Annotated in this window: 22 protein-coding genes; 20 read left to right on the forward strand and 2 right to left on the reverse strand. The window is 42.6% G+C overall.

Annotated elements, in window-relative coordinates; genetic code table 11:
• Positions 1 to 339: 339 nt before the first annotated feature.
• The 19 genes from NQ564_RS02295 (at position 340) to NQ564_RS02385 (ending at position 22,142) form a co-directional block, all read left to right on the forward strand.
• Positions 340 to 4,311 (forward strand): glycoside hydrolase family 2 TIM barrel-domain containing protein, encoded by a 3,972-nt coding sequence (locus tag NQ564_RS02295; RefSeq protein WP_449406519.1) that lies wholly within the window; start codon positions 340 to 342, stop codon positions 4,309 to 4,311.
• A 75-nt stretch (positions 4,312 to 4,386) separates the two neighbouring features.
• A complete protein-coding gene (locus tag NQ564_RS02300; RefSeq protein WP_081450213.1) occupies positions 4,387 to 5,166 on the forward strand; it encodes a type III pantothenate kinase in 780 nt (259 codons plus the stop codon).
• Complete coding sequence (locus NQ564_RS02305; RefSeq protein WP_008148855.1) at positions 5,153 to 6,442, forward strand: membrane protein; 1,290 nt, start codon at positions 5,153 to 5,155, stop codon at positions 6,440 to 6,442. The genes NQ564_RS02300 and NQ564_RS02305 overlap by 14 nt, the downstream gene beginning before the upstream one ends.
• Before the next feature lie 29 nt (positions 6,443 to 6,471).
• On the forward strand, positions 6,472 to 7,836 hold the full coding sequence (locus NQ564_RS02310) for a tetratricopeptide repeat protein (protein WP_008148854.1): 1,365 nt from the start codon (positions 6,472 to 6,474) through the stop codon (positions 7,834 to 7,836).
• A gap of 2 nt (positions 7,837 to 7,838) precedes the next feature.
• The gene (gene lptC / locus NQ564_RS02315) at positions 7,839 to 8,579 is read left to right on the forward strand and encodes an LPS export ABC transporter periplasmic protein LptC (RefSeq protein ID WP_008148853.1); all 741 of its coding nucleotides are present in this window, start codon (positions 7,839 to 7,841) and stop codon (positions 8,577 to 8,579) included.
• Positions 8,579 to 9,835 (forward strand): hemolysin family protein, encoded by a 1,257-nt coding sequence (locus tag NQ564_RS02320; RefSeq protein ID WP_008148852.1) that lies wholly within the window; start codon positions 8,579 to 8,581, stop codon positions 9,833 to 9,835. The genes lptC and NQ564_RS02320 overlap by 1 nt, the downstream gene beginning before the upstream one ends.
• 97 nt (positions 9,836 to 9,932) lie before the next feature.
• Positions 9,933 to 12,071: a peptidylprolyl isomerase gene (locus NQ564_RS02325; protein ID WP_021862641.1), complete on the forward strand. Its 2,139-nt coding sequence runs from the start codon at positions 9,933 to 9,935 to the stop codon at positions 12,069 to 12,071.
• Positions 12,072 to 12,183: 112 nt separating this feature from the next.
• Positions 12,184 to 13,215, forward strand: coding sequence for a 23S rRNA (adenine(2503)-C(2))-methyltransferase RlmN (rlmN, locus tag NQ564_RS02330; protein ID WP_008148849.1), 1,032 nt, complete (start codon positions 12,184 to 12,186; stop codon positions 13,213 to 13,215).
• Positions 13,216 to 13,274: 59 nt separating this feature from the next.
• Positions 13,275 to 14,306: a DUF4837 family protein gene (locus tag NQ564_RS02335; RefSeq protein WP_008148848.1), complete on the forward strand. Its 1,032-nt coding sequence runs from the start codon at positions 13,275 to 13,277 to the stop codon at positions 14,304 to 14,306.
• A 58-nt stretch (positions 14,307 to 14,364) separates the two neighbouring features.
• Positions 14,365 to 15,465 (forward strand): 4-hydroxythreonine-4-phosphate dehydrogenase PdxA, encoded by a 1,101-nt coding sequence (pdxA, locus tag NQ564_RS02340; RefSeq protein ID WP_008154873.1) that lies wholly within the window; start codon positions 14,365 to 14,367, stop codon positions 15,463 to 15,465.
• A gap of 309 nt (positions 15,466 to 15,774) precedes the next feature.
• Positions 15,775 to 16,245: an adenylyltransferase/cytidyltransferase family protein gene (locus NQ564_RS02345; RefSeq protein WP_005636362.1), complete on the forward strand. Its 471-nt coding sequence runs from the start codon at positions 15,775 to 15,777 to the stop codon at positions 16,243 to 16,245.
• 8 nt (positions 16,246 to 16,253) lie between these two features.
• Positions 16,254 to 16,982 carry an SDR family NAD(P)-dependent oxidoreductase gene (locus tag NQ564_RS02350; protein WP_021862639.1) on the forward strand — a complete coding sequence of 243 codons (729 nt, stop codon included), beginning with the start codon at positions 16,254 to 16,256 and terminating at the stop codon, positions 16,980 to 16,982.
• Between the two features lie 7 nt (positions 16,983 to 16,989).
• Entirely contained in the window at positions 16,990 to 17,877 is an 888-nt protein-coding gene (locus NQ564_RS02355) for a CDP-alcohol phosphatidyltransferase family protein (RefSeq protein WP_005646531.1), read from the forward strand.
• 6 nt (positions 17,878 to 17,883) lie between these two features.
• A complete protein-coding gene (locus NQ564_RS02360; RefSeq protein WP_008148845.1) occupies positions 17,884 to 18,711 on the forward strand; it encodes a lysophospholipid acyltransferase family protein in 828 nt (275 codons plus the stop codon).
• 98 nt (positions 18,712 to 18,809) lie between these two features.
• Entirely contained in the window at positions 18,810 to 19,997 is a 1,188-nt protein-coding gene (locus tag NQ564_RS02365) for a sigma-54 interaction domain-containing protein (RefSeq protein ID WP_008148843.1), read from the forward strand.
• A 3-nt stretch (positions 19,998 to 20,000) separates the two neighbouring features.
• Entirely contained in the window at positions 20,001 to 20,513 is a 513-nt protein-coding gene (gene lptE / locus NQ564_RS02370; RefSeq protein ID WP_008148841.1) for an LptE family protein, read from the forward strand.
• Positions 20,514 to 20,515: 2 nt separating this feature from the next.
• Complete coding sequence (locus NQ564_RS02375) at positions 20,516 to 21,277, forward strand: hypothetical protein (RefSeq protein WP_008148839.1); 762 nt, start codon at positions 20,516 to 20,518, stop codon at positions 21,275 to 21,277.
• 7 nt (positions 21,278 to 21,284) lie between these two features.
• Positions 21,285 to 21,653, forward strand: coding sequence for a preprotein translocase subunit SecG (gene secG / locus NQ564_RS02380; protein WP_008148837.1), 369 nt, complete (start codon positions 21,285 to 21,287; stop codon positions 21,651 to 21,653).
• A gap of 177 nt (positions 21,654 to 21,830) precedes the next feature.
• Positions 21,831 to 22,142 carry a DUF4491 family protein gene (locus NQ564_RS02385; RefSeq protein ID WP_008148836.1) on the forward strand — a complete coding sequence of 104 codons (312 nt, stop codon included), beginning with the start codon at positions 21,831 to 21,833 and terminating at the stop codon, positions 22,140 to 22,142.
• A gap of 19 nt (positions 22,143 to 22,161) precedes the next feature.
• Here the strand turns inward: NQ564_RS02385 and NQ564_RS02390 are convergent, their stop codons facing one another.
• A complete protein-coding gene (locus NQ564_RS02390; RefSeq protein WP_008148834.1) occupies positions 22,162 to 22,386 on the reverse strand; it encodes a hypothetical protein in 225 nt (74 codons plus the stop codon).
• Between the two features lie 523 nt (positions 22,387 to 22,909).
• Here NQ564_RS02390 and NQ564_RS02395 point away from each other — a divergent pair.
• The gene (locus tag NQ564_RS02395) at positions 22,910 to 23,113 is read left to right on the forward strand and encodes a hypothetical protein (RefSeq protein WP_008148830.1); all 204 of its coding nucleotides are present in this window, start codon (positions 22,910 to 22,912) and stop codon (positions 23,111 to 23,113) included.
• Here NQ564_RS02395 and NQ564_RS02400 read toward each other — a convergent pair.
• Positions 23,110 to 23,433 carry a hypothetical protein gene (locus NQ564_RS02400; RefSeq protein ID WP_008154884.1) on the reverse strand — a complete coding sequence of 108 codons (324 nt, stop codon included), beginning with the start codon at positions 23,431 to 23,433 and terminating at the stop codon, positions 23,110 to 23,112. The two genes, NQ564_RS02395 and NQ564_RS02400, sit on opposite strands and share 4 nt — an antisense overlap.
• Between the last annotated feature and the right edge of the window lie 73 nt (positions 23,434 to 23,506).

The raw sequence follows: 23,506 nt of genomic DNA on the forward strand, positions 1-23,506 counted from the left end.
TCACTGCTATACCGTGAAAATTTATTTTCTACCCCATGAAAATGGAATTACTATAGCGGGTAATATTTTTTAACATATCGATATGAACGCTATTCAGTTCTTTTCTCTGTCGAAATGATAATTAGGAAATAGTTCTTTCAAGGACTCTTTGATAAAAAGATACTTGGATTTTGCTTTTTGAGGGGTATCTCTTTTATGCTTTTATCTTAATTGCGTATATTTGTAAACGATTTGGCACGTCTAAGAATGAATACACAAATAAAATCTATTATTCCTAAAATGAACATCATGAAAAAAATCTCGTTAGCCTTAGCGCTCTGCTGTGCTTCTTTTTATAGCATGGCTGATCAATTGCCGCTTGGGGGATTTGGTTACGGACCGGTGGAAGCACCGACCGGTAAAGAGTGGGAGTCTCCTGAGAACCTGGCTCTGAACAAAGAACAACCGCATGCTTATATTTTCCCTTTCCAGGATGTGGAAAGTGCCCGTAAAGTATTGCCGGAAAACAGTAAATTTTGGCAGTCTCTGGATGGAAACTGGAAGTTCAATTGGGCGCCTGATCCCGATTCACGGCCGAAAGACTTCTATAAGACAGAGTTTGATGTATCCGGTTGGGATAATATTCCGGTTCCTTCCAGTTGGAATATATACGGAGTCCAAAAAGACGGTAGCTTGAAATATGGAGTTCCAATCTATGTGAACCAGCCGGTAATCTTCCAGCATAAAGTGGCGGTCGACGACTGGCGCGGAGGCGTGATGCGTACTCCGCCGACAAACTGGACGACTTACAAGCACCGGAATGAAGTCGGTTCTTTCCGTCGTGACTTCGAGATACCGCAGGATTGGGACGGACGAGAAGTTTTTATCAGCTTTGATGGAGTCGACTCTTTCTTCTATCTGTGGATTAACGGTCGTTATGTGGGTTTCTCCAAGAATTCACGCAATACGGCTAATTTCAACATTACTCCTTATCTCCGTAAAGGAACGAATGTGGTAGCCGCCGAAGTATATCGCAGTTCCGACGGTTCTTTTCTGGAAGCACAGGATATGTTCCGCCTGCCGGGAATTTTCCGGACGGTCGCTCTTTATTCAGCTCCGAAAGTACACGTTCGCGACCTGATCGTGATTCCTGATCTGGATGCTGCTTATAGGGATGGCTCGCTGGCGATCTCGGCTGATGTACGGAATCTGGATAAGAAAGCGGCTAAAGGGTATAAGTTGGAATATACGCTGTATGCCAACAAACTATATTCGGATGAGAACACGAAAGTCGATAATGTGGCTGCTTCGGCAACAGTAGATGTCATAAATCCGGGCCAGACGCAAACTTCGCAGGCTTTATTAAATGTAAAGGCTCCTAACAAATGGTCGGCTGAATACCCGTATCGTTATACGCTGGTGGCGGAGTTGAAAAATGCCAAAGACAAAACGGTGGAAACAGTTTCGACTATAGTCGGTTTCCGCAAGGTGGAAATCAAAGATACGCCGGCTGAAGATGATGAATTTGGATTAGCCGGACGTTACTATTATATAAATGGTAAGACCGTCAAGTTGAAAGGTGTCAACCGCCATGAGTCGAATCCGGCGGTCGGGCATGCCATCACGCGCGATATGATGGAAAAAGAGGTGATGCTGATGAAGCGTGCCAATATCAACCATGTGCGTAATTCACATTATCCGGATGATCCTTATTGGTATTTCTTATGCAATAAATATGGTCTTTATCTGGAAGACGAAGCCAATATAGAGTCGCATGAATATTATTACGGCGCTGCCTCTCTTTCGCATCCGGTAGAATGGAAAAAGGCGCATGTCGCACGTGTGATGGAGATGGTTCATGCCAATATCAACAATCCGTCTATCGTGATCTGGTCGTTGGGCAATGAAGCTGGACCGGGGGAAAACTTTGTGGCTGCTTATGATGCGTTGAAGCTGGTGGATAAATCCCGTCCCGTCCAATATGAACGTAATAATGATATAGTGGATATGGGTTCGAACCAGTATCCGTCTATCGGTTGGACGCGTGGTGCGGTGAAAGGTGATTATGATATCAAATATCCGTTCCATATTTCCGAATATGCTCATTCTATGGGGAACGCTTGTGGTAACCTGGTGGATTATTGGGAGGCGATAGAGTCGACAAACTTTTTCTGTGGCGGTGCTATCTGGGATTGGGTGGACCAGTCGATGTATAATTATGATAAAAAGACCGGTAAGCGATATCTGGCGTATGGAGGGGATTTCGGTGATACTCCGAATGACGGTCAGTTTGTGATGAATGGTATTGTGTTTGGTGATCTGGAACCGAAACCGCAGTATTATGAGGTGAAGAAAGTTTATCAGCATATTGATGTGAAAGCGGTCGATGTCCGGAAGGGGCTTTTTGAGATATTCAATAAATACTATTTTAAAGACCTTTCGGATTATGATATAAGATGGTCGCTTTATGAAAACGGAAAGGAGATTCGATCCGACTTGGTTAATTCGGGAACGATCCCTGCTCGTACTAAAGCACAAGTGGCAATACCTGTATCTTTTGATAAACTTAAGAATGATTCCGAGTACTTTGTAAAGGTGCAATTTCTTCTTAAGCATGATATGCCGTGGGCTGAAAAAGGGTTTGTGATGGCGGAGGAACAAATTTTATTGCAGGAAGCCACAGCACGCCCTTCCATCAGTGCCGTGACGGCTTCTGTCGGAAAAGTGCAACTGGATAAGTCTGATACTTCGATTAAAACGGTGAGCGGTGATAATTTCGTAGCCAAGTTCGATATGGAGACAGGGACGATCTATAGCCTGACCTATGGAGGCAAGACTATTATAGCTGATGGAAACGGTCCGAAGCTTGACGCTTTGCGTGCTTTTACCAATAACGACAATTGGTTTTATTCGCAGTGGTTTGAACACGGTTTGCATAACCTGCAACATCGGGCAATGAACAGTACGGTATTGGAAAGAAACGATGGTTCGGTTGTCTTGGCCTTTACTATCGAATCGCAGGCGCCGAATGGTGCTAAGATCAAAGGTGGAACTAGCACAGGGAAGAATAGTATAGAGGAACTGACAGATAAGAGATTTGGAGAAAATGATTTCAAATTTACGACAAATCAGATCTGGACCGTTTATCCTGACGGCTCTATCGAATTGCAGTCGAGCATCACTTCTAACCGTCCGAGTCTGGTATTGCCTCGCCTTGGATATGTGATGAAAGTCCCGCAGCAATATACTGGCTTTACCTATTATGGACGTGGTCCGATCGACAACTATGCCGACCGTAAGAGCGGACAGTTTATCGAATTACATAAGAATACGGTGGCTGGTGAGTTTGTGAATTTCCCGAAACCGCAAGATATGGGTAATCATGAGGATGTACGCTGGTGTGCCCTGACCGATCCGGAGGGTGAGGGTGCTGTGTTTGTGGCTGCCGACCGTTTGTCTGTATCGGCTCTTCAATATTCTGCACTGGATTTGATTTTGGCTTCTCATCCCTACCAATTGCCGGTTGCGGGAGATACGTATCTGCATTTGGATGCGGCTGTGACCGGGCTGGGTGGTAACAGTTGTGGACAAGGCGGACCGCTGGAGCAGGATCGCGTCTTTGCCGGACATCATGACATGGGTTTTATAATTCGTCCCGTCGGAAAAGATTTAAACGTTACAGCAAATGTTGTGCCTGCTGGAGAAATGCCGTTGACAATTATGCGTAATCGAGCCGGAGCTGTAGAACTTTCATCGGCTCGTAAAAATGCTGTGATTTGCTATACGATCGACGGGAAAGGAAAAGCGAAGGAGTATACGGAAGCCATACCTTTCCGTAATGGTGGTACTGTAAAAGCTTGGTTTAAAGATAATCCGAAAATAAATGCAACGGTTTCTTTTAGTAAAATAGAGAGTATCCAGACGGAAGTGGTCTATACAAGCAGCGAAGAGTCCGGTTACGGAGATGCCAAGAACTTGACGGATGGTGATCCGAATACGATCTGGCATACGATGTTTTCTGTTACCGTTGCTAAATATCCGCATTGGGTGGACTTAGATGCAGGTGAAGTAAAACAGATCAAAGGTTTTTCATTCCTTCCCCGTCAGGACGGATCGAATGGTAATATCAAAGATTATTCGATCAGTGTCAGCCAGGATGGTAAAAACTGGGGCGAACCGATCTTGAAAGGTACTTTTGAAAATAACCTGAAGGAAAAGAAAGTGTTGTTCGATCAGCCGGTCAAAGCCCGCTATATCCGTTTTACCGCATTGAGCGAGCAGCGCGGACAGGATTTTGCGTCGGGTGCAGAATTGATGATTTTAGCTGATTAATTGAACTTTATATTATATAATGGAACAGGAAAGGAAGTCATTCCTTTCCTGTTTTTTATACTTTGTGCCTTCGATATGTCTGTTATCTCATCATTTTTGTTTTTCTTTGCGGAAAAATTCAGACACGTGAATCTCATTATAGAACAAGGAAACACATCATCGAAGGTGGCTGTATACAACAAGAGGCATATGGAGGCTTCTTTTGTGTTTAAGAAATTCGACGTGGAAGTCATCTCTTCTATCTTTAAGAAATACCCGCTGACAAAAGGGATATTCTCGACAGTGATAGATAAAGATGGCGAATTGGTTGCGTATTTGGAAAACAATCTTCGGAATTTTGTGTTTTTGGACGAAACTGTATCTCTTCCGATCAAGGTGCAATATAAAACGCCTAAAACATTGGGCAGAGACCGGTTGGCTGCCGCTGTCGGGGCCAATTACCTACAACCCGGAAAGGATTTGTTGGTGATTGACGCCGGAACAGCTATTACGTATGAATTGATCGATGCTTCCGGCTCTTATTTAGGGGGGAATATTTCGCCTGGAATGACAACCCGGTTTAGGGCATTGAACCAGTTTACAAAGAAATTACCTTTGGTGGTCGAACAGGAGAACATTCCTCTGGTCGGAACGGATACGGAAACAGCCATTCAGGCTGGAGTAGTAAATGGTATAGTGTGCGAGATGGATGGGTATATCGAAATGCTTCGGCTAAAATATCCTAACCTTTTGGTTTTTTTAACAGGCGGTCATTCGTTTTATTTTGAAAGACGACTAAAAAACTCCATCTTTGCAGACATTAATTTAGTGTTGACAGGATTAAACAGAATCTTAGAGTATAATGTTGAAGATTAATAAGGTACTAATAACAAGCGTTCTTATATTCATACTGTTGCCTTTGATGGCGCAAAACAATACAAACTCGCCCTATACTCGTTTCGGGTATGGTGATTTGGGAGAACGTTCGTTCGGCGCAGGTCGAGCCATGGGCGGTGTAGGTTACGGATTACGTTCGCCAAAACAAATAAATCCGATGAACCCGGCATCATACAGTTGCATGGACTCCCTGACTTTTCTCTTTGATTTTGGTGTTGCCGGTCAGTTGTCATGGTTTGATGACGGAAATGCCCGGCAGAACGATATCAACGGAAATGTGGAATATATCGCGATGCAATTTCCGATTCATCGCCGGATAGCCTTGAGTATCGGTTTGTTGCCTTATTCTTATGTCGGTTATAAATTTGGTACTTTGCGTAACGACCAAGGAGTAACATTTACAGAAACTTATAACGGTTCGGGCGGTTTGAGTGATTTATATGGAGGTATCTCTATAGATATCTGGAAAAAGCGTTTAGCTGTGGGAGCAAATTTCGGCTTTCTGTTTGGGAATATCAAACATGAACAAGTTGTGATCATGAGTGGTGAAGGAACAGGAGCATATAATACGAATCGTAACCAGGAATTGAGGGTACGTGACTTGAAAATGGATTTCGGATTGCAATATACGCATCCGTTAAGTAAAACGGAGAGTGTGACGTTAGGGCTTGTTTTTTCTCCTAAAAAGAGTTTGCATGCAAAATCCTATCAATTGACTCAGTCCTATACTTCTTCCGGATCGGATGGAGAAGTGCTTCAATCTGATACGATTAGTGGGAAAGCGTTTGCGCTGCCTAATTCGTATGGAGTGGGCCTTTCTTATGTAAAACAAAATAAATTAACGTTAGCAGCCGATTTTTCCTATGAAGATTGGGGAAAAATGCTTTACTTTGGGGAAAAAGGTAATTTCAAGAATCGTTACCGAGTAGCGGTAGGTGGCGAATATATACCGGATTATATGCGCAAATCATATTTCAGCCGGATTCGTTATCGTGCAGGTGTTCATTATGGCAATTCTTATTTGCGTATGAACCGGACAGATGCCAACCCTTCCGGAGACGGTTATAACGAGATCGGAGCAAGTCTCGGTCTGGGGTTACCGTTGATCGATAACCGTTCATTGATTAATATATCGTTTGAGTATGTGAAAAAGAAACCGGAAGTGAAGATGAACATGATTGATGAACAGTATTTCCGTTTTACTGTGAATTATACGTTCAATGAAGCATGGTTTATGAAATTTAAGGTCGATTAACTAAATAGTTAACTTTAATAGAAATAAATATGAAGATCAAAGTATTATTGTTGGCTCTCGGATGCTCTATGATGTCGTTCGGAGCTTATGCACAAAAAGGTGTGGATACTGGTACTCCGTTCGGTTCTGGTGAAGATAGCGTACGTTGTATTACCAATATCAGCTTGTTTGTCCCTTACGCCAAAGCAGGGAATTTCAAGGATGCTTATGAATTCTGGCATCAGGCTTATACCGAATGCCCGGGAGCTCATAAGGATATCTACTTGTATGGTGTGAGAATCATGGACTGGAAAATCAATACCGAGAAAGATCCGGCTAAGAAAGCTGCTCTTATCGATGACTTGATGAAGGTTTATGATACGCGTGTGAAATATTTCGGTAATGACCGGAAGTATGGTAAGGACTGGATTGTTGCTCGTAAGGCTGCTGATTATATCCGTCTTAAGGGAGATAATGCAGATCCGAAAGTGTATTATGCTTGGTTAGGTGAAGTGATCAATGAGTTTGGTGAAAACTCTGAAGCAATGGGGGTATCCTTGTATATGATGGGATCTCACCGTCAATTGTTGGCTGATCCTAATTTCAAAGAAACTTATTTGGAAGACTATTTGAAATGTTCCAAAATCATTGCAACTCAGTTGGCTGCAGCTCAAGCAGCAAATAATGAAAAAGAAGTAAAGAACCTGACTACCTACAAGTCTGCCATCGATGGCGGTTTTGCAGGAAGTGGTGCTGCTGATTGCGAAACATTGCAGAATATGTATGCTTCCAAAGTTGAAGCAGCAAAGGACGATCTGCCTGCATTGAAAGAAATCGTATCTCTGTTGAGACGTGTTCGTTGCCAGGAAATCGATGCTTTCTATACTGCTGCAGGTTATGCTTATAAACTGGAACCGAGTGCGGATGCCGCTCTGGGTATTGCAAAACAGGCTGTAAAAGCTAAAGATTATGATAAGGCTATTCAGTATTTTGAAGAAGCTGCCAATATGGAAACGGATGCTGTTTCAAAGGCTGAAGACTATTATCTGATCGGTGTACTGTTGTTCGAACAGAACAATATGTCAAAAGCAAGACAATATTGCCAGAAAGCAATCGAAACCAATCCTGATTACGGTGCACCGTACATTCTGATCGGTAATATGTATGCTAAATCTGCAAAATCTATCTATCCGAATGATGCCGTTTTGGCGAAAGCTGTTTACTATGCAGCTATCGATAAATTTGAAAAGGCAAGACAGGTAGACCAGAATGTAGCAGAAGACGCTGGTAAATTGGCTAATACTTATCGTGCTCACCTTCCTTCTACGGAAGAAGTTTTCATGCACCCGGATCTGGAAAAAGGAAAAACTTTCAAAATCGGGGGCTGGATTGGTGAGACTGTCACAATCAGATAATTATGATTAAGAAGCGTTTTCTTTGTAAAACGAACGAGCAAGGCATAACAACTATCTTAGTGGTAGTTGTTATGCTTCTTTTATTTACTGCCTCTTGTAATGGCGATAACAAGGAAGTTGTTGTGGTTGCTTTCGATCCCGAAACAACTTATACACTGAGGACTACTGATTATACTACTCAGTTCTCCGATTCGGGAATTACGCGTTATCGTGCTACCGCTAAAGAATTTTTGAAATTCGATAAAGCAAAAGAACCGTTCTCGTATTTTCCAGAAGGTATTTATGTGGAGAAATTCGATACCTTGTTTAATATTGAAGCAAGTCTTAAAGCTGATACGGCTTATAACTATGAGAAGAAAGGACTATGGAAACTGATAGGTAATGTGAAGGTTGAGAATCTGGAAGGGAAAAAATTTGAAACTTCCTTACTTTTTTGGGACCAGAAAGAAGAAAAAGTCTATTCTGATAAATACATTCGGATACAAGAAGAAGATAAGATTATAACAGGTGTCGGATTCGAGTCAAATCAGAATATGACTCAATATAAGATATTTAATTCTCAGGGGATATTCCCAGTCAGTGAATCGGCAACGACCGATTCGACCCCAAATACTGTTCCGGCAGATTCTGTACCCGTAGCCGTCAATCCTGCTACAGCAACTGTTCCGCAGAAGCAGCCGGTACAAATGGAAAAAGCGGCTCCACAGAAATTGGTGCCGGTCGAGATGGATAAAAAGAAGTAATGGGCGCACTTACATACATATTAATATCATTGGCTTTTTCTGCGTTCTTTTCAGGAATGGAGATCGCCTTTATCTCTTCCAATAAGTTACGTTTCGAACTTGACAAAAAGGAAAAAAGCCTAACGAGTAAGATTCTGGATGTATTTTACCGGAACCCGCATCAGTTTATATCTACAATGCTGGTCGGAAACAATATTGCGTTGGTGGTCTACGGTTTGCAGATGGCGATTATACTGGAACCGTTTATTGCGCATTTGGTAAATAACGAGGCACTGATTGTTTTGATTCAGTCTATAATCTCGACTATCCTGATATTGTTTACCGGAGAATTTATTCCAAAGACTGTTTTTAAATTGAATCCGAACTTTTCGCTTACGTTATTTTCGGTGCCTTTGTTAATCATATATGTTGTTTTGTATCCGATTTCTAAATTTTCTTCTTTGCTCTCTTTCCTGATTCTGAAAATTGCAGGTGTAAAGAATGTGACCGGTTCGACGCAGCGGGCATTGGGTAAAGTCGACCTTGATTATTTTATTCAGCAGAGTATTGAAGATGCGCCTCAAAATTCAGATATGGATACGGAGGTGAAGATTTTTCAGAATGCACTTGATTTCTCGAATGTGCGTTTGCGTGATTGTATTGTTCCCCGTACGGAAATTGTAGCTTGTGATAAGACGGCTACTCTTGAGGAATTGCGTTCCCGTTTTATAGAGACGGGACTTTCCAAGATACTTGTTTATAATGAAAATATAGATGATATTGTCGGATACATCCATTCTTCGGAAATGTTTAAAAACCCGGATGACTGGACACAGAGTATCCGGAGCGTCTCGATCGTTCCCGAAACGATGGCAGCCAATAAATTGATGAGAGTCTTGATGCAGGACAAGAAAAGCATGGCTGTCGTGGTGGATGAGTTCGGAGGAACTTCGGGAATCGTAACCTTGGAAGACCTGGTGGAAGAAATATTCGGAGAGATAGAAGACGAGCATGATATCAAGTCGTATGTCGCCAAGAAGGTGGAAGATGACGAGTATCTGTTGTCCGGTCGTATAGAGATCGATACGCTGAATGAGAAGTTTGACCTGGAATTGCCGGAGTCGGACGATTATGTGACGATTGCCGGTTTTATATTGCATTTTTATCAGAAATTTCCGAAGTTGAATGAAACGGTTGTAATCGATAAATATTCTTTTAAAATCATAAAAGTGACAGCTACGAAAATCGAATTAGTTCGTATGAAAGTAGTGAGTTAATTAAAAAAAGAGCATAAAAAGATGCAGCAATCTCTTTTTTTCGTATCTTCGTGCCCTTAAAATGTAGAATAATAAACTTTAAAATAGATAAAGATAAATGGCTACGCTGGAAAAAATCAGAAGCAAAGCAGGACTGCTGGTACTCGTTGTGGGGGTGGCATTGTTCGCTTTTATCATCGGTGACTTTTTGAACTCCGGTTCTACTTATTTCAGACAATCGCAGGAGAAGGTTGCGGAAGTAGACGGAGAAGTTATTAAAATTCAAGAATTTCAGGATCGTGTGGACGAAATGACTGAAATGTACAAAATGCAGACAGGTTCCACTAGTCTGCCCGAAGAATACCAGACTCAAATCCGTCAGTCTGTATTCGATGGTATGGTACAGGATATCGTTTTGAATGAAGCAACTTCCGAATTAGGAATGGGAGTAGGTCCTGAAGAACTGTTCGATATGGTTCAAGGTGAAAACATTTCTCCGATGATCCAACAGATGCAGATGTTCGTGAATCCGCAGACAGGTGCATTTGACAAAACTGCATTATTAAACTTTTTAAAGACTATCGACGATGATAATATCGCCAATTATCCTGCTGACCAGCAGGCGCAGTTGTTGCAGGCTCGTCAGTTCTGGATGTTCTGGGAAAAGAATATCAAACGTCAGCGTCTGGAACAGAAATATACGACTTTGTTGAGCAAGGCTGTTTCAGCCAACAAACTGGATGCAAAAGATGCTTTCGACGGTTCGGCTGTAAGTTCTGATATCGTTTATGCAATGCAATCTTATGCTTCTATTCCTGATTCTACAATACAGGTAAGCAAGAGTGACATCGAAAAGCTGTACAATCAGCGTAAAGAGTTGTTCAAGCAGAAAGAAGGAAAAGTAATCAAATATATCGCTGTCGACATCCGTCCAAGCAAAGAAGACTACGACAAAGCAAGTGCGGAGATCGAAGCATTGAAGAGTGAGTTGGCTACTTCTGAAAAAGTGGCTGATTTGGTGACGGAAAATTCTGAAATACCTTATATGGATGCTTTCTTTACAGAGAATGCATTAGACCCTGAAATGAAGCAATTTGTAAAGACTGCAAATGTTGGTGACGTATACGGTCCTGTTTTTGAAAACGATAAATACAGATTGTTTAAGTTGGTCGATAAAACCGTTGCTCCTGACTCTGTGAAGGTCAGTCATATTATGTTGGCAAATACAGGCGATGAAGCTGCTATCAAAGCAAAAGCCGATAGCTTGTTGAACGTATTGAAGAAAGGTGGTGACTTTGCTGCCTTAGCAAAGGAATATTCGGCTGACCAAGCTGCTGAAAAGGGGGGTGAACTGGGTTGGTTTACTGAAGCGACAGCTTTGAGAGGTGTAAATGATGATTTCAAAAAAGCTGTTTTCTCGACTCCGGTCAATGATTATTCAATTGTAAAATCTTTGTATGGTACACATATCATCAAGGTTACCGATAAGACTGCAAATGTTGACAAATATAAAGTGGCAGATATCGATATGACCGTATCGCCGAGTACAAAAACTTATGGTAACATTTATAATGAATTGAACCAGTTCATTTCAAAGAATCAGAATATGGATAAATTGGATGATGCCGCTAAAGAAGCCGGTTACAACCTGTTGTCTAATGTGACAGTAACTGCTAACGACCAGTTGCTGGGTTCTATCAAGAATTCGCGTCCGGTAATCCGGTGGGCGTTCCAGAACAGCAAAGGTGATATTTCTGAAATTTTCGAATGTGACGATAAGTTTGTGATTGCTGCTATTCAGGGTACGTTGCCAGAAGGTTACCGTTCTTTGGAATCTGTAACTCCAATGTTGAAATCAGAGTTGATCGCCCAGAAGAAGGGAGAAAAGATCGTGCAGGATCTGTCTGCTAAGAATTTGAGTTCTGTCGATGCTTATGCTCAGGCTATGAATTCTTCTGCAGATTCTGTTAAGTTCGTTAGCTTTGCAACGCGCCGTATCGCAGGTATCGGTGTTGAACCGAAGTTGAATGCAATGGTTTCCTTGGCTCAGAAAGATCAGCTGAGCGCTCCGGTTGCCGGTAACAACGGTGTATATGTATTTAAGGTATACGAACAGAACAAGGATGCCAAGAATTATGACGAAGCTGCCGAAATCAAAACATTGGATGCTTCTAACGCTTACCGTTTCGGTTTCCAGGCTATCCAGTCATTAGTTAATAAAGCTGATGTAGAAGATAACCGTATCCGCTTCTATTAATAGTTGAACTGTTGTGGCAGCCAGATACTGCCAATTCATCATAGGAAACCGCCAATCGCAGTCGATTGGCGGTTTTTTTGTATCTTTGCATGAAAGAAACAGAAGAAGGATTATGAGTGAGAAAAGACGTTTATTGGGAATGACTTTAGAAGAACTGAAAGGCGTGGCTTCCGAAGCTGGACTTCCAGGTTATGCAGCCAAGCAGATAGCTGACTGGCTGTATAAGAAAAAAGTTACTTCTATAGCAGCGATGACGAATATTGCCGCGGCAAAACGCACCTTGTTGGAGGAAAGCTTTGAGGTGGGAGCCGTGCCTCCTTCCGATTTGATGAAGTCGGTGGATGGAACGATCAAGTATTTGTATCCTGCCGGTCCCGGTAATTTTGTTGAGTCTGTGTATATCCCGACGGAGGACAGGGCGACATTGTGTGTCTCTTCCCAGGTAGGGTGTAAAATGAATTGTCTTTTCTGTATGACTGGCAAACAGGGTTTTACCAAGAACTTGTCAGCTAACGAGATCCTGAACCAGATACAATCCTTACCGGAAACGGAGGAACTGACCAATATCGTTTTTATGGGAATGGGGGAACCATTGGACAATGTGGATGAGCTGTTTAAAGTATTGGAAATCCTGACTGCTCCTTACGGATATGCATGGAGTCCGAAGCGAATCACAGTTTCGACTATCGGAGTTGCCAAAGGATTAAAACGGTTTCTTGAAGAGAGCGAATGCCATTTGGCCGTCAGCCTGCATTCCCCTTATCCGGGCGAACGGCTCTCCTTGATGCCGGTTGAAAAGGCTTTTCCTGCGCGTGATATTATCGAGACGATCAAACAATATGATTTTACGCACCAACGCCGTATTTCGTTCGAATACATTGTTTTTAAAAATTTGAATGATGATCTTCAACATGCGAAGGCTTTGGTTTGTTTATTAGATAAAGTCCCTTGCAGAGTCAACCTGATCCGTTTTCATGCAATCCCCAATGTGTCGTTGGAAAGTTCGGACTTGGCAAGAATGGAGGCGTTCCGGGATACGTTGAATGCAGCTGGCATTGTTTGTACGATCCGGGCATCACGAGGAGAAGATATATTTGCCGCATGCGGGATGCTTTCTACAGCTAAGAAACAACAAAAAGAATAGAAATGGTATCTTTTGAGGGAAAAGAAGCTATATTTGTATAACAAAAAAATTAAACGGGTATGAAAACACATTCTTTATTGATCAGCTTTTTAGTGCTTCTTATCATGATGGGAGCATGTAGTTCGGGCCCGGTGATGAGAAATGCTACCGGTTTCGCCTATGAAATTGTTGTGACGATGGATAAAGCTGACTGGGATGCTCCTGCCGGAAAGGCTATCAAAGCCGAACTGACTTCCGATATTCCGGGACTGCCACAGTCCGAACCAGCCTTTAAGATCACCTATGCGACTCCTGACCAGTTTAACGGTCTGTTAACGTATGTACGCAATGTTTTGATTGTTAAGATAGATAAGTCTCAGTATACGAAAGTTTCACTGAACTATGAGAACAATCGCTGGGCGAAAGGCCAGGTTGTGATGACGTTGACAGCTCCTGACGATGCAGCCATTCTTGAATACGTAAAGGCTCATCCACGGAACATAGTGGATTTTTTTACCAAATGTGAAAGAAACCGTACGATCGAGCAATTGGAGAAAGAACACAGTCCGGTGGTTATGGATCATGTGAAGGATCGCTTTAACGTTATGTTGAGTGCTCCGGCAAACATGACTTATTTCCGTGACACGACCGGCTTTTTCTGGGCTTCCAACAATGCTAATACTGGACGTACGGATATTGTCGTCTATGATTTTCCATATAAGGATGCCAATACTTTTACAGCCGACTATCTGATTGCAAAACGTGACTCTGTTATGAAGCTGAATATGCCGGGAACGTTTCCGGGATCTTATATGGCTACGGATACAGCATGGGTGACTTATACCCCGACAACGGTAAATGACAAATATTGTGGTGTGCTGCGTGGTTTGTGGCATATGAAAGGTGATATGATGGGCGGTCCGTTCGTTAGTCATGCACGTTTGGACGAAAAGAATAATCGGGTTGTAGTCGTTGAAGGCTTCGTATTCGCCCCAGAGACGGATAAGCGCAATTTTATCCGTCGTGTCGAATCTGCATTGTATACTTTGCGCCTGCCTGGTGAATTTGAAGAAACACAGGTGGAGAAACTGGATGTTCCTGAAGAGAAATAACAAAAAATTATGATTTATAGTAGAGATGGGATAAATCATAAATCATAAATCAAAATATATGGAAGAACGATTGGTTAAGGTGGGCATTACCCACGGAGATATAAATGGTATCGGTTACGAGGTGATACTGAAAACATTGTCGGATACTCGTATAACCGAACTTTGCACGCCGGTCATTTACGGTTCGTCGAAGATCGCCGCTTATCACAGAAAGGCCTTGGAGCTGCCCGCTGTAAATTTGAGTATCATTGCACAGGCTGAAGATGCCGGAGTAAACCGGGTGAACGTTATCAATTGTGTGGATGACGAGACTAAAGTTGAGTTGTGTCAATCTACAACTGTTGCTGGCGAAGCCGCTTATCTGGCTCTGGAGGCTGCCGTTACCGACTTGAAACGTGGTGCGGTGGATGTATTGGTAACAGCTCCTATCAATAAACACAATATACAGAATGAACAATTTCATTTTCCCGGTCACACAGAATACCTGGAGCAATGTTTCGGAGGTTTGGGAAAAAAGGCATTGATGATTCTGATGAAAGATAATCTTCGTGTTGCGCTGGTGACGGGACATATTCCATTGGCCCAGGTCGCATCAAAGATTACTGTTGAAGATATTGTGTCCAAATTGCGTATTTTTAATCAGTCTCTTAAGCAGGATTTCGGAATCGTGCGTCCTCGTATAGCAGTCCTTTCATTAAATCCGCATGCTGGAGATGCCGGATTGTTAGGTAAGGAGGAGGAAGAAATAATTGTCCCGGCTATCCAGGAAGCAGAGAAGAGGGGGGTGATGTCTTTCGGACCGTATGCTGCTGATGGCTTCTTTGGTTCGCAAATGTACGATAAATTCGATGGTGTACTGGCTATGTATCACGATCAGGGTTTGGCTCCCTTTAAAACGTTGGCGATGGATGATGGTGTTAATTATACGGCAGGTTTATCGATCGTACGGACTTCACCGGCTCATGGTACGGCTTATGATATTGCCGGTCAGAATGTAGCCTCTGAAGAATCTTTCCGTCAAGCTTTATATGCTGCTTTGGATATTTACCGGAACCGTACTCGTTATCGGGAGGCAACAGCCAACCCGCTACGCAAGCAGTATTTCGATAAGGGAGGCGACAATGAAAAGCTCGACCTGACCAAAGAGGAAGACGAATAACCGGAAGTTCGGAAATCATTTAAATCAAAAAGCCATTTCTTACTTTACGAACAAAGTTGGAAATGGCTTTTTGTTTTTTGTCCGTAGTAGAAAAGTAAAAGAGGGGTGTTTTTTGTTGTAAGTTCCTGTTTAATCGTTTGTTAGTTGGAGTTATGTCATTCTTGTATTTTACTTAAATATATAATTGTGGATATGAGGCGGAGAGGGAGAATGCCCAAACTGAATCAGGGACAGTCCTTTTTTTCGCCATTTTTTTTTTGAAAGGAAAAGTTTGTGTAAGTTTGCGGTTTCAAAAGGATATTAAGTATTATGTTTAAGGATAAAACGATTGTATATACATCAGGGACATTCGATATGTTCCATTACAACCATCTTCGGATGATAAACTATGCCCGCAGCCTTGCGGATATTTTGATTGTAGGGGTGAGTACGGATGAATTGGTGTCTTCTTATAAGGCGAAGCCGATCATTCCTTTTACAGAGCGTCTGCAAATTATCGAAGCATTGAAGACTCCCGATATTGTCATTCCACAACATACGTTGGATCATTCCGAAATAGTCAAAAAGCTGAATATCGACGCTTTTGTTGTGGGGGACGACTGGTATGGCAAGTATGATTATTTGAAGGACTTGGGCGTACAGGTGTTCTATTTCCCTTATGGGACGGGAGTGTCCTCTTCCAACTTGAAGAAAACGATCCATGATTCATACGAAGCGAATTTGAAGTCTCAGCGGCAGTCCAAACCTGAATCTGTTAAAGGCTTCGGTGAAAAAGAATAAGGGTGATGATGGAAAAATGGGTATTGATTACCGGAGGAACGAAGGGGATAGGCAAAGCGGTTGCAGAATGTTTGGCAAAAGCCGGTTACAGCCTGATTTTGACTTATGCCTCGGATGAAGATGGGGCTCTTCGGGTGGCAGACGGTTTGCTGCAACAATACAAAGTGAAGGTTCGTACGTTTCAGGCCGATATTTCCGACCGGGAGTCAATCGAAAAAATAGAATCGTTTTTAACCGAACGCTCTATGCGCTTGGATGCGGTGATCTTTAATGCCGGCTTGACCTGCCGTGATCCGTTTGAGGAATTGGATATGGCGGAATGGGAACGAGTGTTTTTTGCCAATGTGCATTTCCCAGTCTTCCTGTTGCAACGTATTGTCGGTTTGATTAATAAGGGGGGAAGTATTGTTTTTACCGGTTCCTTGATGGGAATACAGCCCCATTCGGTTTCGCTGGTGTATGGAGTGACGAAGAGTGCCGTGCATGCGTTGGTGAAGAATATGGTGAAGTTCCTGGTTCCGTACGAGTTGCGTGTGAATGCCGTGGCTCCCGGTTTTGTGGATACCGAATGGCAGAAAACGAAACCGGCTGAAATACGTCGTAATATAGAGAACAAGGTTTCATTAGGGCGTTTTTGTGATCCGGAGGAACTGGCGGAAGTTTATAAAATGTTAGTAGAAAATAGTTATTTTAATGGCGAAGTGATCGTCGTCGATGGCGGTTATTCGTATAAATAGAAAATAAATGAGCGACTTGGATAAAGAGTACGAGGCTTCGTTGAAGTCGATAGAAACAGAAAACAAGATTGACCGGATTTTTTATCGTCCTATCGGCTTTCGTATCGCCCGTATGTTAAAGGGTACAGGTATTACGCCTAATATGGTGACTGTTGTGTCTATTTTTGTAGGGGCGGCAGTCGGTTTCTTTTTTTATCATGATGATCTGATTTATAATGTTTGCGGTATCCTGTTGCTGGTGTTTGCAAATATTCTGGACTGTGTGGACGGGCAGTTGGCCCGCCTGACGGGGATCAAATCGGCGATCGGCCGTATTTTGGATGGTTTTGCCGGAGATATCTGGTTTACGTGTATTTATGTCGCTTTCGCCCTTCGTCTGTCTCATGACTATGGAACGGACTGGTTCTTCGCATTGGCGGTTCTTTCCGGTTTGTCACATTTGGTACAGGCGAATATTACAGACTACTACAAGACACTTCATTTATATTTCATCAGCAAGGATAAAGGTGCGGAGTTCCAGTCGTTGGAACAGGTACGTGCCCGCCATAAGGAAATGAAGTACGGTATCAATAAATTCTTCTATTTCCTCTATCGTGGTTATACGCTTTTGCAAGTGAAGGCCACTCCGTCCTTACAGGGGATGCTTCGCAGTTTGCATGAGCGGTATGGAGATGATATTCCGGAAGATATCCGTATCCGTTTCCGCAAGCAGAGCAAGGAGCTGATGCACATGATAGACCTTTTGACTTTTAACGGACGTACGATCGTAATGTTCGTCGTGGTTTTGGTCGGTGAGGTCTGGGTTTATTTCTTGTATGAGATAATTGTGTTGAACATCGTTTTGCTGCTTGCCATGAGAAAGCACGAACAGATGTGTGCAACATTCTATAAATAAGAATTTATGAAAGAGAGCGTAGTAGACATACATGATTTACAGGAAGCTGCCCCGTTCTTTAAAAGTCGTTTCGGTACTTTCGTGGGGAAAGTGCTGATCAAATGGTTGAGTATCGATAAGGTAAACAAGGCTCATGCCCATAACTGCCATTTGCGGGGAGCGGAGTTCACAACCGCCTTGCTGAATGACCCGTTGATCGATATCAAATATAATCTGCGTAACGCCGAGGTACTGGACCATCTGCCCGAAGGTGCTTTCGCCACTGTCTCGAACCATCCGATCGGATCTATAGACGGGATTATGCTGATCGATATATTTGCTTCACGTCGTCCGGATTTCAAAGTGATGGTAAACGGCGTATTGACTAAAATAGGGGCTATGGGAGATAATTTCGTATCTGTCAAGCCTGACTCTAATAATCAAGGAGCTAATCTGAAGAATATAAACGGGGTCCGTATATCCCTGCAACAGCTGAAAGAAGGGCATCCGATGGGTTTTTTTCCTGCCGGGGGAATCTCGATGTATAATAAGAAGACTAAGAAGATACAGGATTTACCCTGGACGCACAGCGTGATTCGTCTGATCCGGAAAGCCAAAGTGCCCGTGTATCCTGTTTATTTCGATTTCCTGAATTCCGGTTTTTTCTATTGGCTGGGTCGGATCGACTGGCGTATCCGTACGTTGCGCATACCGGCCGAGGCCTTTAATAAGCGCGGGCGTACAGTCGACGTTTACATCGGCGAGCCTGTTTCTCCAGAAGAAATCCAAAATATTGTCGATGACAAAGACCTGGCTGAGTTTTTATATCAACGGACGTACGCAGCTAAAAAATAACAAACCTGTATAGAAACCGCCTTCAGATTCGGTTAATTGGATTAAGATTTGTAATTTTGGCAGATAAAACTGAAATAATTACAGATAGTAGAAGAAATATGATAAAGGTTGATGTGCAGCAGATAAAACAGCGTTTTGGAATTATAGGCAATAATGCCGGGCTGAACCGGGCTATTGATGTTGCTCTACAGGTCGCTCCAACAGATTTGTCTGTGCTGATTACCGGTGAAAGTGGTGTCGGTAAAGAAACTTTTCCTCAGATTATACATCAGAACAGCCCGCGTAAACATGGACAATATATAGCAGTGAACTGTGGTGCCATTCCCGAAGGCACGATCGACTCGGAATTGTTTGGACATGAAAAAGGCTCTTTTACGGGAGCGTTGTCCGATCGTAAAGGCTATTTCGAGGTGGCGGATGGTGGGACGATCTTCCTGGATGAGGTGGGAGAGTTACCCACTCCTACACAGGCACGTTTGTTGCGTGTCTTGGAGACGGGAGAGTTTATCCGTGTCGGTTCATCCAAAGTCCAAAAGACAAATGTCCGTATTGTCGCGGCGACGAATGTCAATCTGACGCAGGCCGTAGCAGAAGGAAAATTCCGTGAAGATTTGTTTTACCGTCTGAGTACGGTGCCTATTCAGGTTCCTCCCCTGCGCGAGCGTGGTGAGGACATCATCTTGCTTTTCCGGAAATTTGCCAGCGATTGTGCGGAGAAATACCGGATGCCGCCGATCCGTTTGGATGAGGAAGCCCGTCAGTTGATGCTTTCCTATCGTTGGCCGGGAAATGTCAGGGAACTGAAAAACATAACGGAACGTATTTCTGTTATCGAGGAAAATCGGGATATCACCGCTTCCGTGCTTCGTCTGTATTTACCTGATCTGAATATCGAGAAATATCCGGTCCTAGTCAAGCAGGATTCCGACCAGAAGATATTCAACAGTGAACGAGAGATTCTGTATCAAGTACTGTTCGACATGAAGAAAGATGTCAACGAACTTAAGAAGTTGGTACACGACATTATGGGAGGCAAGATGCCTATCGAGGTGCCGGAAGAACCGACGGCTTATCCCCATCCGATCCATACCGTCCATCCGGTTCCTTCCATCCAGGAAGCTGAAGCAGTGGAAGAGGAAGAGAGTCTGTCATTGGAAGAAGTCGAGAAAGAGATGATCCGAAAGGCGTTGGAGAAACATAACGGTCGTCGTAAGAATGCCGCTGCCGATCTGAAGATATCGGAACGGACACTTTACAGAAAAATAAAAGAATATAATCTGGAATAAAAGATGTTGAAGAATAATAAGATATGGCTTTTCTGCTTAATCGGCCTGATAGTGACGGCTTGTTCGATCTCCTATAAGTTTAATGGTGCTTCTATCGATTATACGAAGGTCAAGACGATTACGATCAAGGATTTCCCGAACCAGGCTCCGTTAGTCTATCCACCCCTTTCTCAAAAATTTACGGAAGCACTGAAGGATATTTATATCCGTCAGACTCGCTTGCAGTTAGTAGGTAGCAACGGTGACTTGGACTTGGAAGGTGAAATTACCGGCTATGACCTGACCCCTATGGCTGTAAAAGAAGATGCTTATGCCTCACAGACCAAGTTGACAATTACGGTTCGGGTTCGTTATGCCAACCGGGTAAATCCGGATGAGGATTTCGAGCAGAGTTTCTCGGCATACCGTGAATTCGATGCGACTCAGATGTTGCAGCAGGTACAGGACCAGTTATCGGAGGAGATTATTGACGAGCTTGTCGATCAAATTTATAATGCAACGGTTGCCAACTGGTAAAAATGAAAGCTGCTGATCTATATCGACTGATGGAGAACCCGGCCCTGCTGACTGAGGATACACTTCCGCAGTTAAAGCAGATTGTCGATGAATTTCCGTATTTCCAGATTGCCCGGATGCTTTACCTGAAGAACTTGGCAGTCTTGAACGATATACGTTTTAGCGTAGAATTGAAGAAGATGTCAATCTATGTCCCTGACCGCAGGAAGTTGTTTACCCTGATAGAAGGTGAACGGTTCGGTTTGCAGTTACAGTCTGCGAAAGAGGAAAATCCAGCCCGTGAAGATGCTTTTTCACTGATCGATGCTTTTCTCTCCAATCGTGAGGAGGAAGAGCCGAAGGCGGATGCGTCTCTTCTGTTCCAACCGTCCGTTTCGTCAGATTACATCTATTGGTCACTGACGAAGGAAAACGGGCAAGTAGAGGAAAAAGAAGAGGAAGTCCGTTTGCAACATCACGATCTGATCGATTCTTTTATAAAAAATGAAGAGCAGCGTACTCCTGGTAGTGGTCTGAACCTGGATATGGAGACAACCGGAGCACCAGTTCCCGGAAATCTGGCGGAGTTGGAGGAGAGCCAGCATAAACCGCTGGATGATTCTTATTTTACAGAAACATTAGCTCATATTTATGTAAAGCAGAAGCGATATGAGAAAGCATTGCAAATAATTAAAAACTTAAACTTGAAATATCCAGAAAAAAATGTTTACTTTGCAGACCAAATCAGATTTCTGGAAAAGTTGATTATTAACACTAAAAAATAAAACAAAGATGTACGTATTTATTTCTATCTTAATCCTGATCGCATCTATACTATTGATCTTGATTGTATTGATTCAGAACTCAAAAGGTGGAGGTCTGGCTTCAGGATTCTCTTCTTCCAACCAAATTATGGGGGTACGCAAAACCACAGATTTTCTTGAAAAAGCAACCTGGACTCTTGCCGGTACTGTTGTTGTTTTAAGTATTGTGATTACTGCTTTTATTCCGAGAGCTCAGCACACGAATCAGTCTGAAATCAAAGAACAGATAAATAATGCTGTAACAATTGATCCGAATACAGTTGCTCCTGACTTTGGCACTGCCCAGCAGCCTGCAACAGCTCCTGTTTCTTCTGAAGAAGAAGCTCCGGCTAACTAATCGGAAACGGATTTTCGATATAATGGAGAGGCGTCCTGCAACAAGGATGTCTCTTTTTTTGTTTTATTTGATAGAATTATCGATAAGCGGATAGAAATAATTTATCATGGGCGATACATATTTCTTCGTATCTTTGTCACTACAGGCGGATAGGCTTGTCTTAAATCGTAAACAAATATGGACATGATTAATTTTGATGGACTGTTGATAGGTATTGCAACCTTTCTGATTATCGGGCTTTTTCATCCGGTTGTGGTAAAAGCGGAATATTATTGGGGCACGAAATGTTGGTGGATCTTTCTCGTTTTGGGAATAGTGGGAACTGTCGCTTCCCTGCTGATTGAAAGCGTTTTCGTCTCGGCTATTTGCGGCGTCTTTGCCTTTTCCTCTTTTTGGACGATAAAGGAAGTTTTCGAGCAGGAAGAGCGCGTCTTGAAAGGCTGGTTTCCTAAGAATCCCAAACGTACTTATCCGGAGCATAAGCCTTAATCGGGCTTTTTATGCTTAATCAGTATTTGAGCGTTGCCACCATAATAACCGGATTGTCATTTTCTTTCAAGTTCTCCAGAATTTTGACTAGTTGGTCACGCTTTTCAAGCAGAAGGATTTCCGATCGCTTCAACTCCTCTATATCGACCTGTTCCAGTAGGTCGAATGAGTTATAGGCGCAGAGCCATTGCTGGTCTGTTGTACTGGTAGGGTAGAAAGGAAGGCTGATAAGTCTTTTCCACATCTATACAAGCGTTTTTTTCTGAAACAACTATCATACTGTCATATGTAAGTTTACATAGCTATAAACCAATGTATTAAATTATGATAGTGCCTGTTTTTATTATCATTTATCTATCATATACTATCATAGATAAAATAATAAAAGGCTATATGTTAATTATTTGTTAAATATCGGATATACTTTGAGATCGATATCAAATATGTTAAAACCGCCCATCTTTTGGGGCAAAGATAAGCTACTTTTTTTTTTAAGCAACTTGAAAAACTTCTTTAGATCCGGGTGTAGGCAGGTGGGAAACCCGGGTGTGGGAGATGTGAATATCCGGGTCTTTGCGAAACCGGAACGGGGATGTTGAGCTGTTTATCTGCCTTGTTCGGTAGGATTTTATGCCCTGTTTCTGTTTTTATATAGAGAGGTGATATCTGATCGCGTTTTTGATGCGGAAGGTTACTCTGCCCAAAATATGAATCTATATTCATATTCAAATATTATCCGTACCTTTGTCTCGTTAAACATCATCAGTATGAAAACAAAAAAGAAAGATTCATTTATGGATTACATCAAAGCGAACCGAAAAGGAAGTAGGGAAGCGGAGATTGAGAATCATGGTCATCCGGTTAGTTTCAACCGAGTACATGTATCGAAAAAGGTTTATAACCGTAAAAGAGATAAGGCAGATGTCCGGAGGCATCTGCCTTATTGGTATTTTATCGTTTATTGCAATTAGTGCTGGTGGTTGTGCACAGGATATTTTTCCTTAAACCACTCGACTAATTTTCCGTCTTTGAAACTTAACAGGTAGTATCCTTCCGTGTTCTCAGTCATGGAAGCAGTCTTGTAACTGATGGTCTCGATTGAACCTTCGGAGGTCATGCGGGCACCCGCCGATTCGAAATCTTTTCCCAATATGGAAATCACTTTCTTTTTGGTCATACCTAATTCTATATCTTTCATTTTACTGTCCATTTGATAAGGTTGCATAAGCGTTCCGCAGCTTGTCAGCAGGAATGTGGCCAGTAGTACATACATCCATTTTATCTTTTTCATATATTCTTTTGTTTTTATAGTAAGTAAACACATGACAAAAGTAATGATATTTTGTGAAAAGAGTCCGTTCTTT

Source organism: Parabacteroides johnsonii DSM 18315, assembly GCF_025151045.1.
Lineage (GTDB): Bacteria > Bacteroidota > Bacteroidia > Bacteroidales > Tannerellaceae > Parabacteroides > Parabacteroides johnsonii.

What these genes read in the sequence shown, in the direction of transcription:
- NQ564_RS02390 (WP_008148834.1), bottom strand. Translation starts at nt 22,386, where the DNA reads ATGTGGAAAAGACTTATCAGCCTTCCTTTCTACCCTACCAGTACAACA.
- pdxA (WP_008154873.1), top strand. Translation starts at nt 14,365, where the DNA reads ATGGAAGAACGATTGGTTAAGGTGGGCATTACCCACGGAGATATAAAT.
- NQ564_RS02365 (WP_008148843.1), top strand. Translation starts at nt 18,810, where the DNA reads ATGATAAAGGTTGATGTGCAGCAGATAAAACAGCGTTTTGGAATTATA.
- NQ564_RS02325 (WP_021862641.1), top strand. Translation starts at nt 9,933, where the DNA reads ATGGCTACGCTGGAAAAAATCAGAAGCAAAGCAGGACTGCTGGTACTC.
- NQ564_RS02300 (WP_081450213.1), top strand. Translation starts at nt 4,387, where the DNA reads ATGTCTGTTATCTCATCATTTTTGTTTTTCTTTGCGGAAAAATTCAGA.
- NQ564_RS02320 (WP_008148852.1), top strand. Translation starts at nt 8,579, where the DNA reads ATGGGCGCACTTACATACATATTAATATCATTGGCTTTTTCTGCGTTC.
- NQ564_RS02335 (WP_008148848.1), top strand. Translation starts at nt 13,275, where the DNA reads ATGAAAACACATTCTTTATTGATCAGCTTTTTAGTGCTTCTTATCATG.
- NQ564_RS02310 (WP_008148854.1), top strand. Translation starts at nt 6,472, where the DNA reads ATGAAGATCAAAGTATTATTGTTGGCTCTCGGATGCTCTATGATGTCG.
- NQ564_RS02395 (WP_008148830.1), top strand. Translation starts at nt 22,910, where the DNA reads ATGAAAACAAAAAAGAAAGATTCATTTATGGATTACATCAAAGCGAAC.
- lptC (WP_008148853.1), top strand. Translation starts at nt 7,839, where the DNA reads ATGATTAAGAAGCGTTTTCTTTGTAAAACGAACGAGCAAGGCATAACA.
- NQ564_RS02355 (WP_005646531.1), top strand. Translation starts at nt 16,990, where the DNA reads ATGAGCGACTTGGATAAAGAGTACGAGGCTTCGTTGAAGTCGATAGAA.
- NQ564_RS02295 (WP_449406519.1), top strand. Translation starts at nt 340, where the DNA reads ATGGCTGATCAATTGCCGCTTGGGGGATTTGGTTACGGACCGGTGGAA.
- lptE (WP_008148841.1), top strand. Translation starts at nt 20,001, where the DNA reads ATGTTGAAGAATAATAAGATATGGCTTTTCTGCTTAATCGGCCTGATA.
- NQ564_RS02400 (WP_008154884.1), bottom strand. Translation starts at nt 23,433, where the DNA reads ATGAAAAAGATAAAATGGATGTATGTACTACTGGCCACATTCCTGCTG.
- NQ564_RS02375 (WP_008148839.1), top strand. Translation starts at nt 20,516, where the DNA reads ATGAAAGCTGCTGATCTATATCGACTGATGGAGAACCCGGCCCTGCTG.
- NQ564_RS02345 (WP_005636362.1), top strand. Translation starts at nt 15,775, where the DNA reads ATGTTTAAGGATAAAACGATTGTATATACATCAGGGACATTCGATATG.
- NQ564_RS02305 (WP_008148855.1), top strand. Translation starts at nt 5,153, where the DNA reads ATGTTGAAGATTAATAAGGTACTAATAACAAGCGTTCTTATATTCATA.
- NQ564_RS02360 (WP_008148845.1), top strand. Translation starts at nt 17,884, where the DNA reads ATGAAAGAGAGCGTAGTAGACATACATGATTTACAGGAAGCTGCCCCG.
- rlmN (WP_008148849.1), top strand. Translation starts at nt 12,184, where the DNA reads ATGAGTGAGAAAAGACGTTTATTGGGAATGACTTTAGAAGAACTGAAA.
- NQ564_RS02385 (WP_008148836.1), top strand. Translation starts at nt 21,831, where the DNA reads ATGGACATGATTAATTTTGATGGACTGTTGATAGGTATTGCAACCTTT.
- secG (WP_008148837.1), top strand. Translation starts at nt 21,285, where the DNA reads ATGTACGTATTTATTTCTATCTTAATCCTGATCGCATCTATACTATTG.
- NQ564_RS02350 (WP_021862639.1), top strand. Translation starts at nt 16,254, where the DNA reads ATGGAAAAATGGGTATTGATTACCGGAGGAACGAAGGGGATAGGCAAA.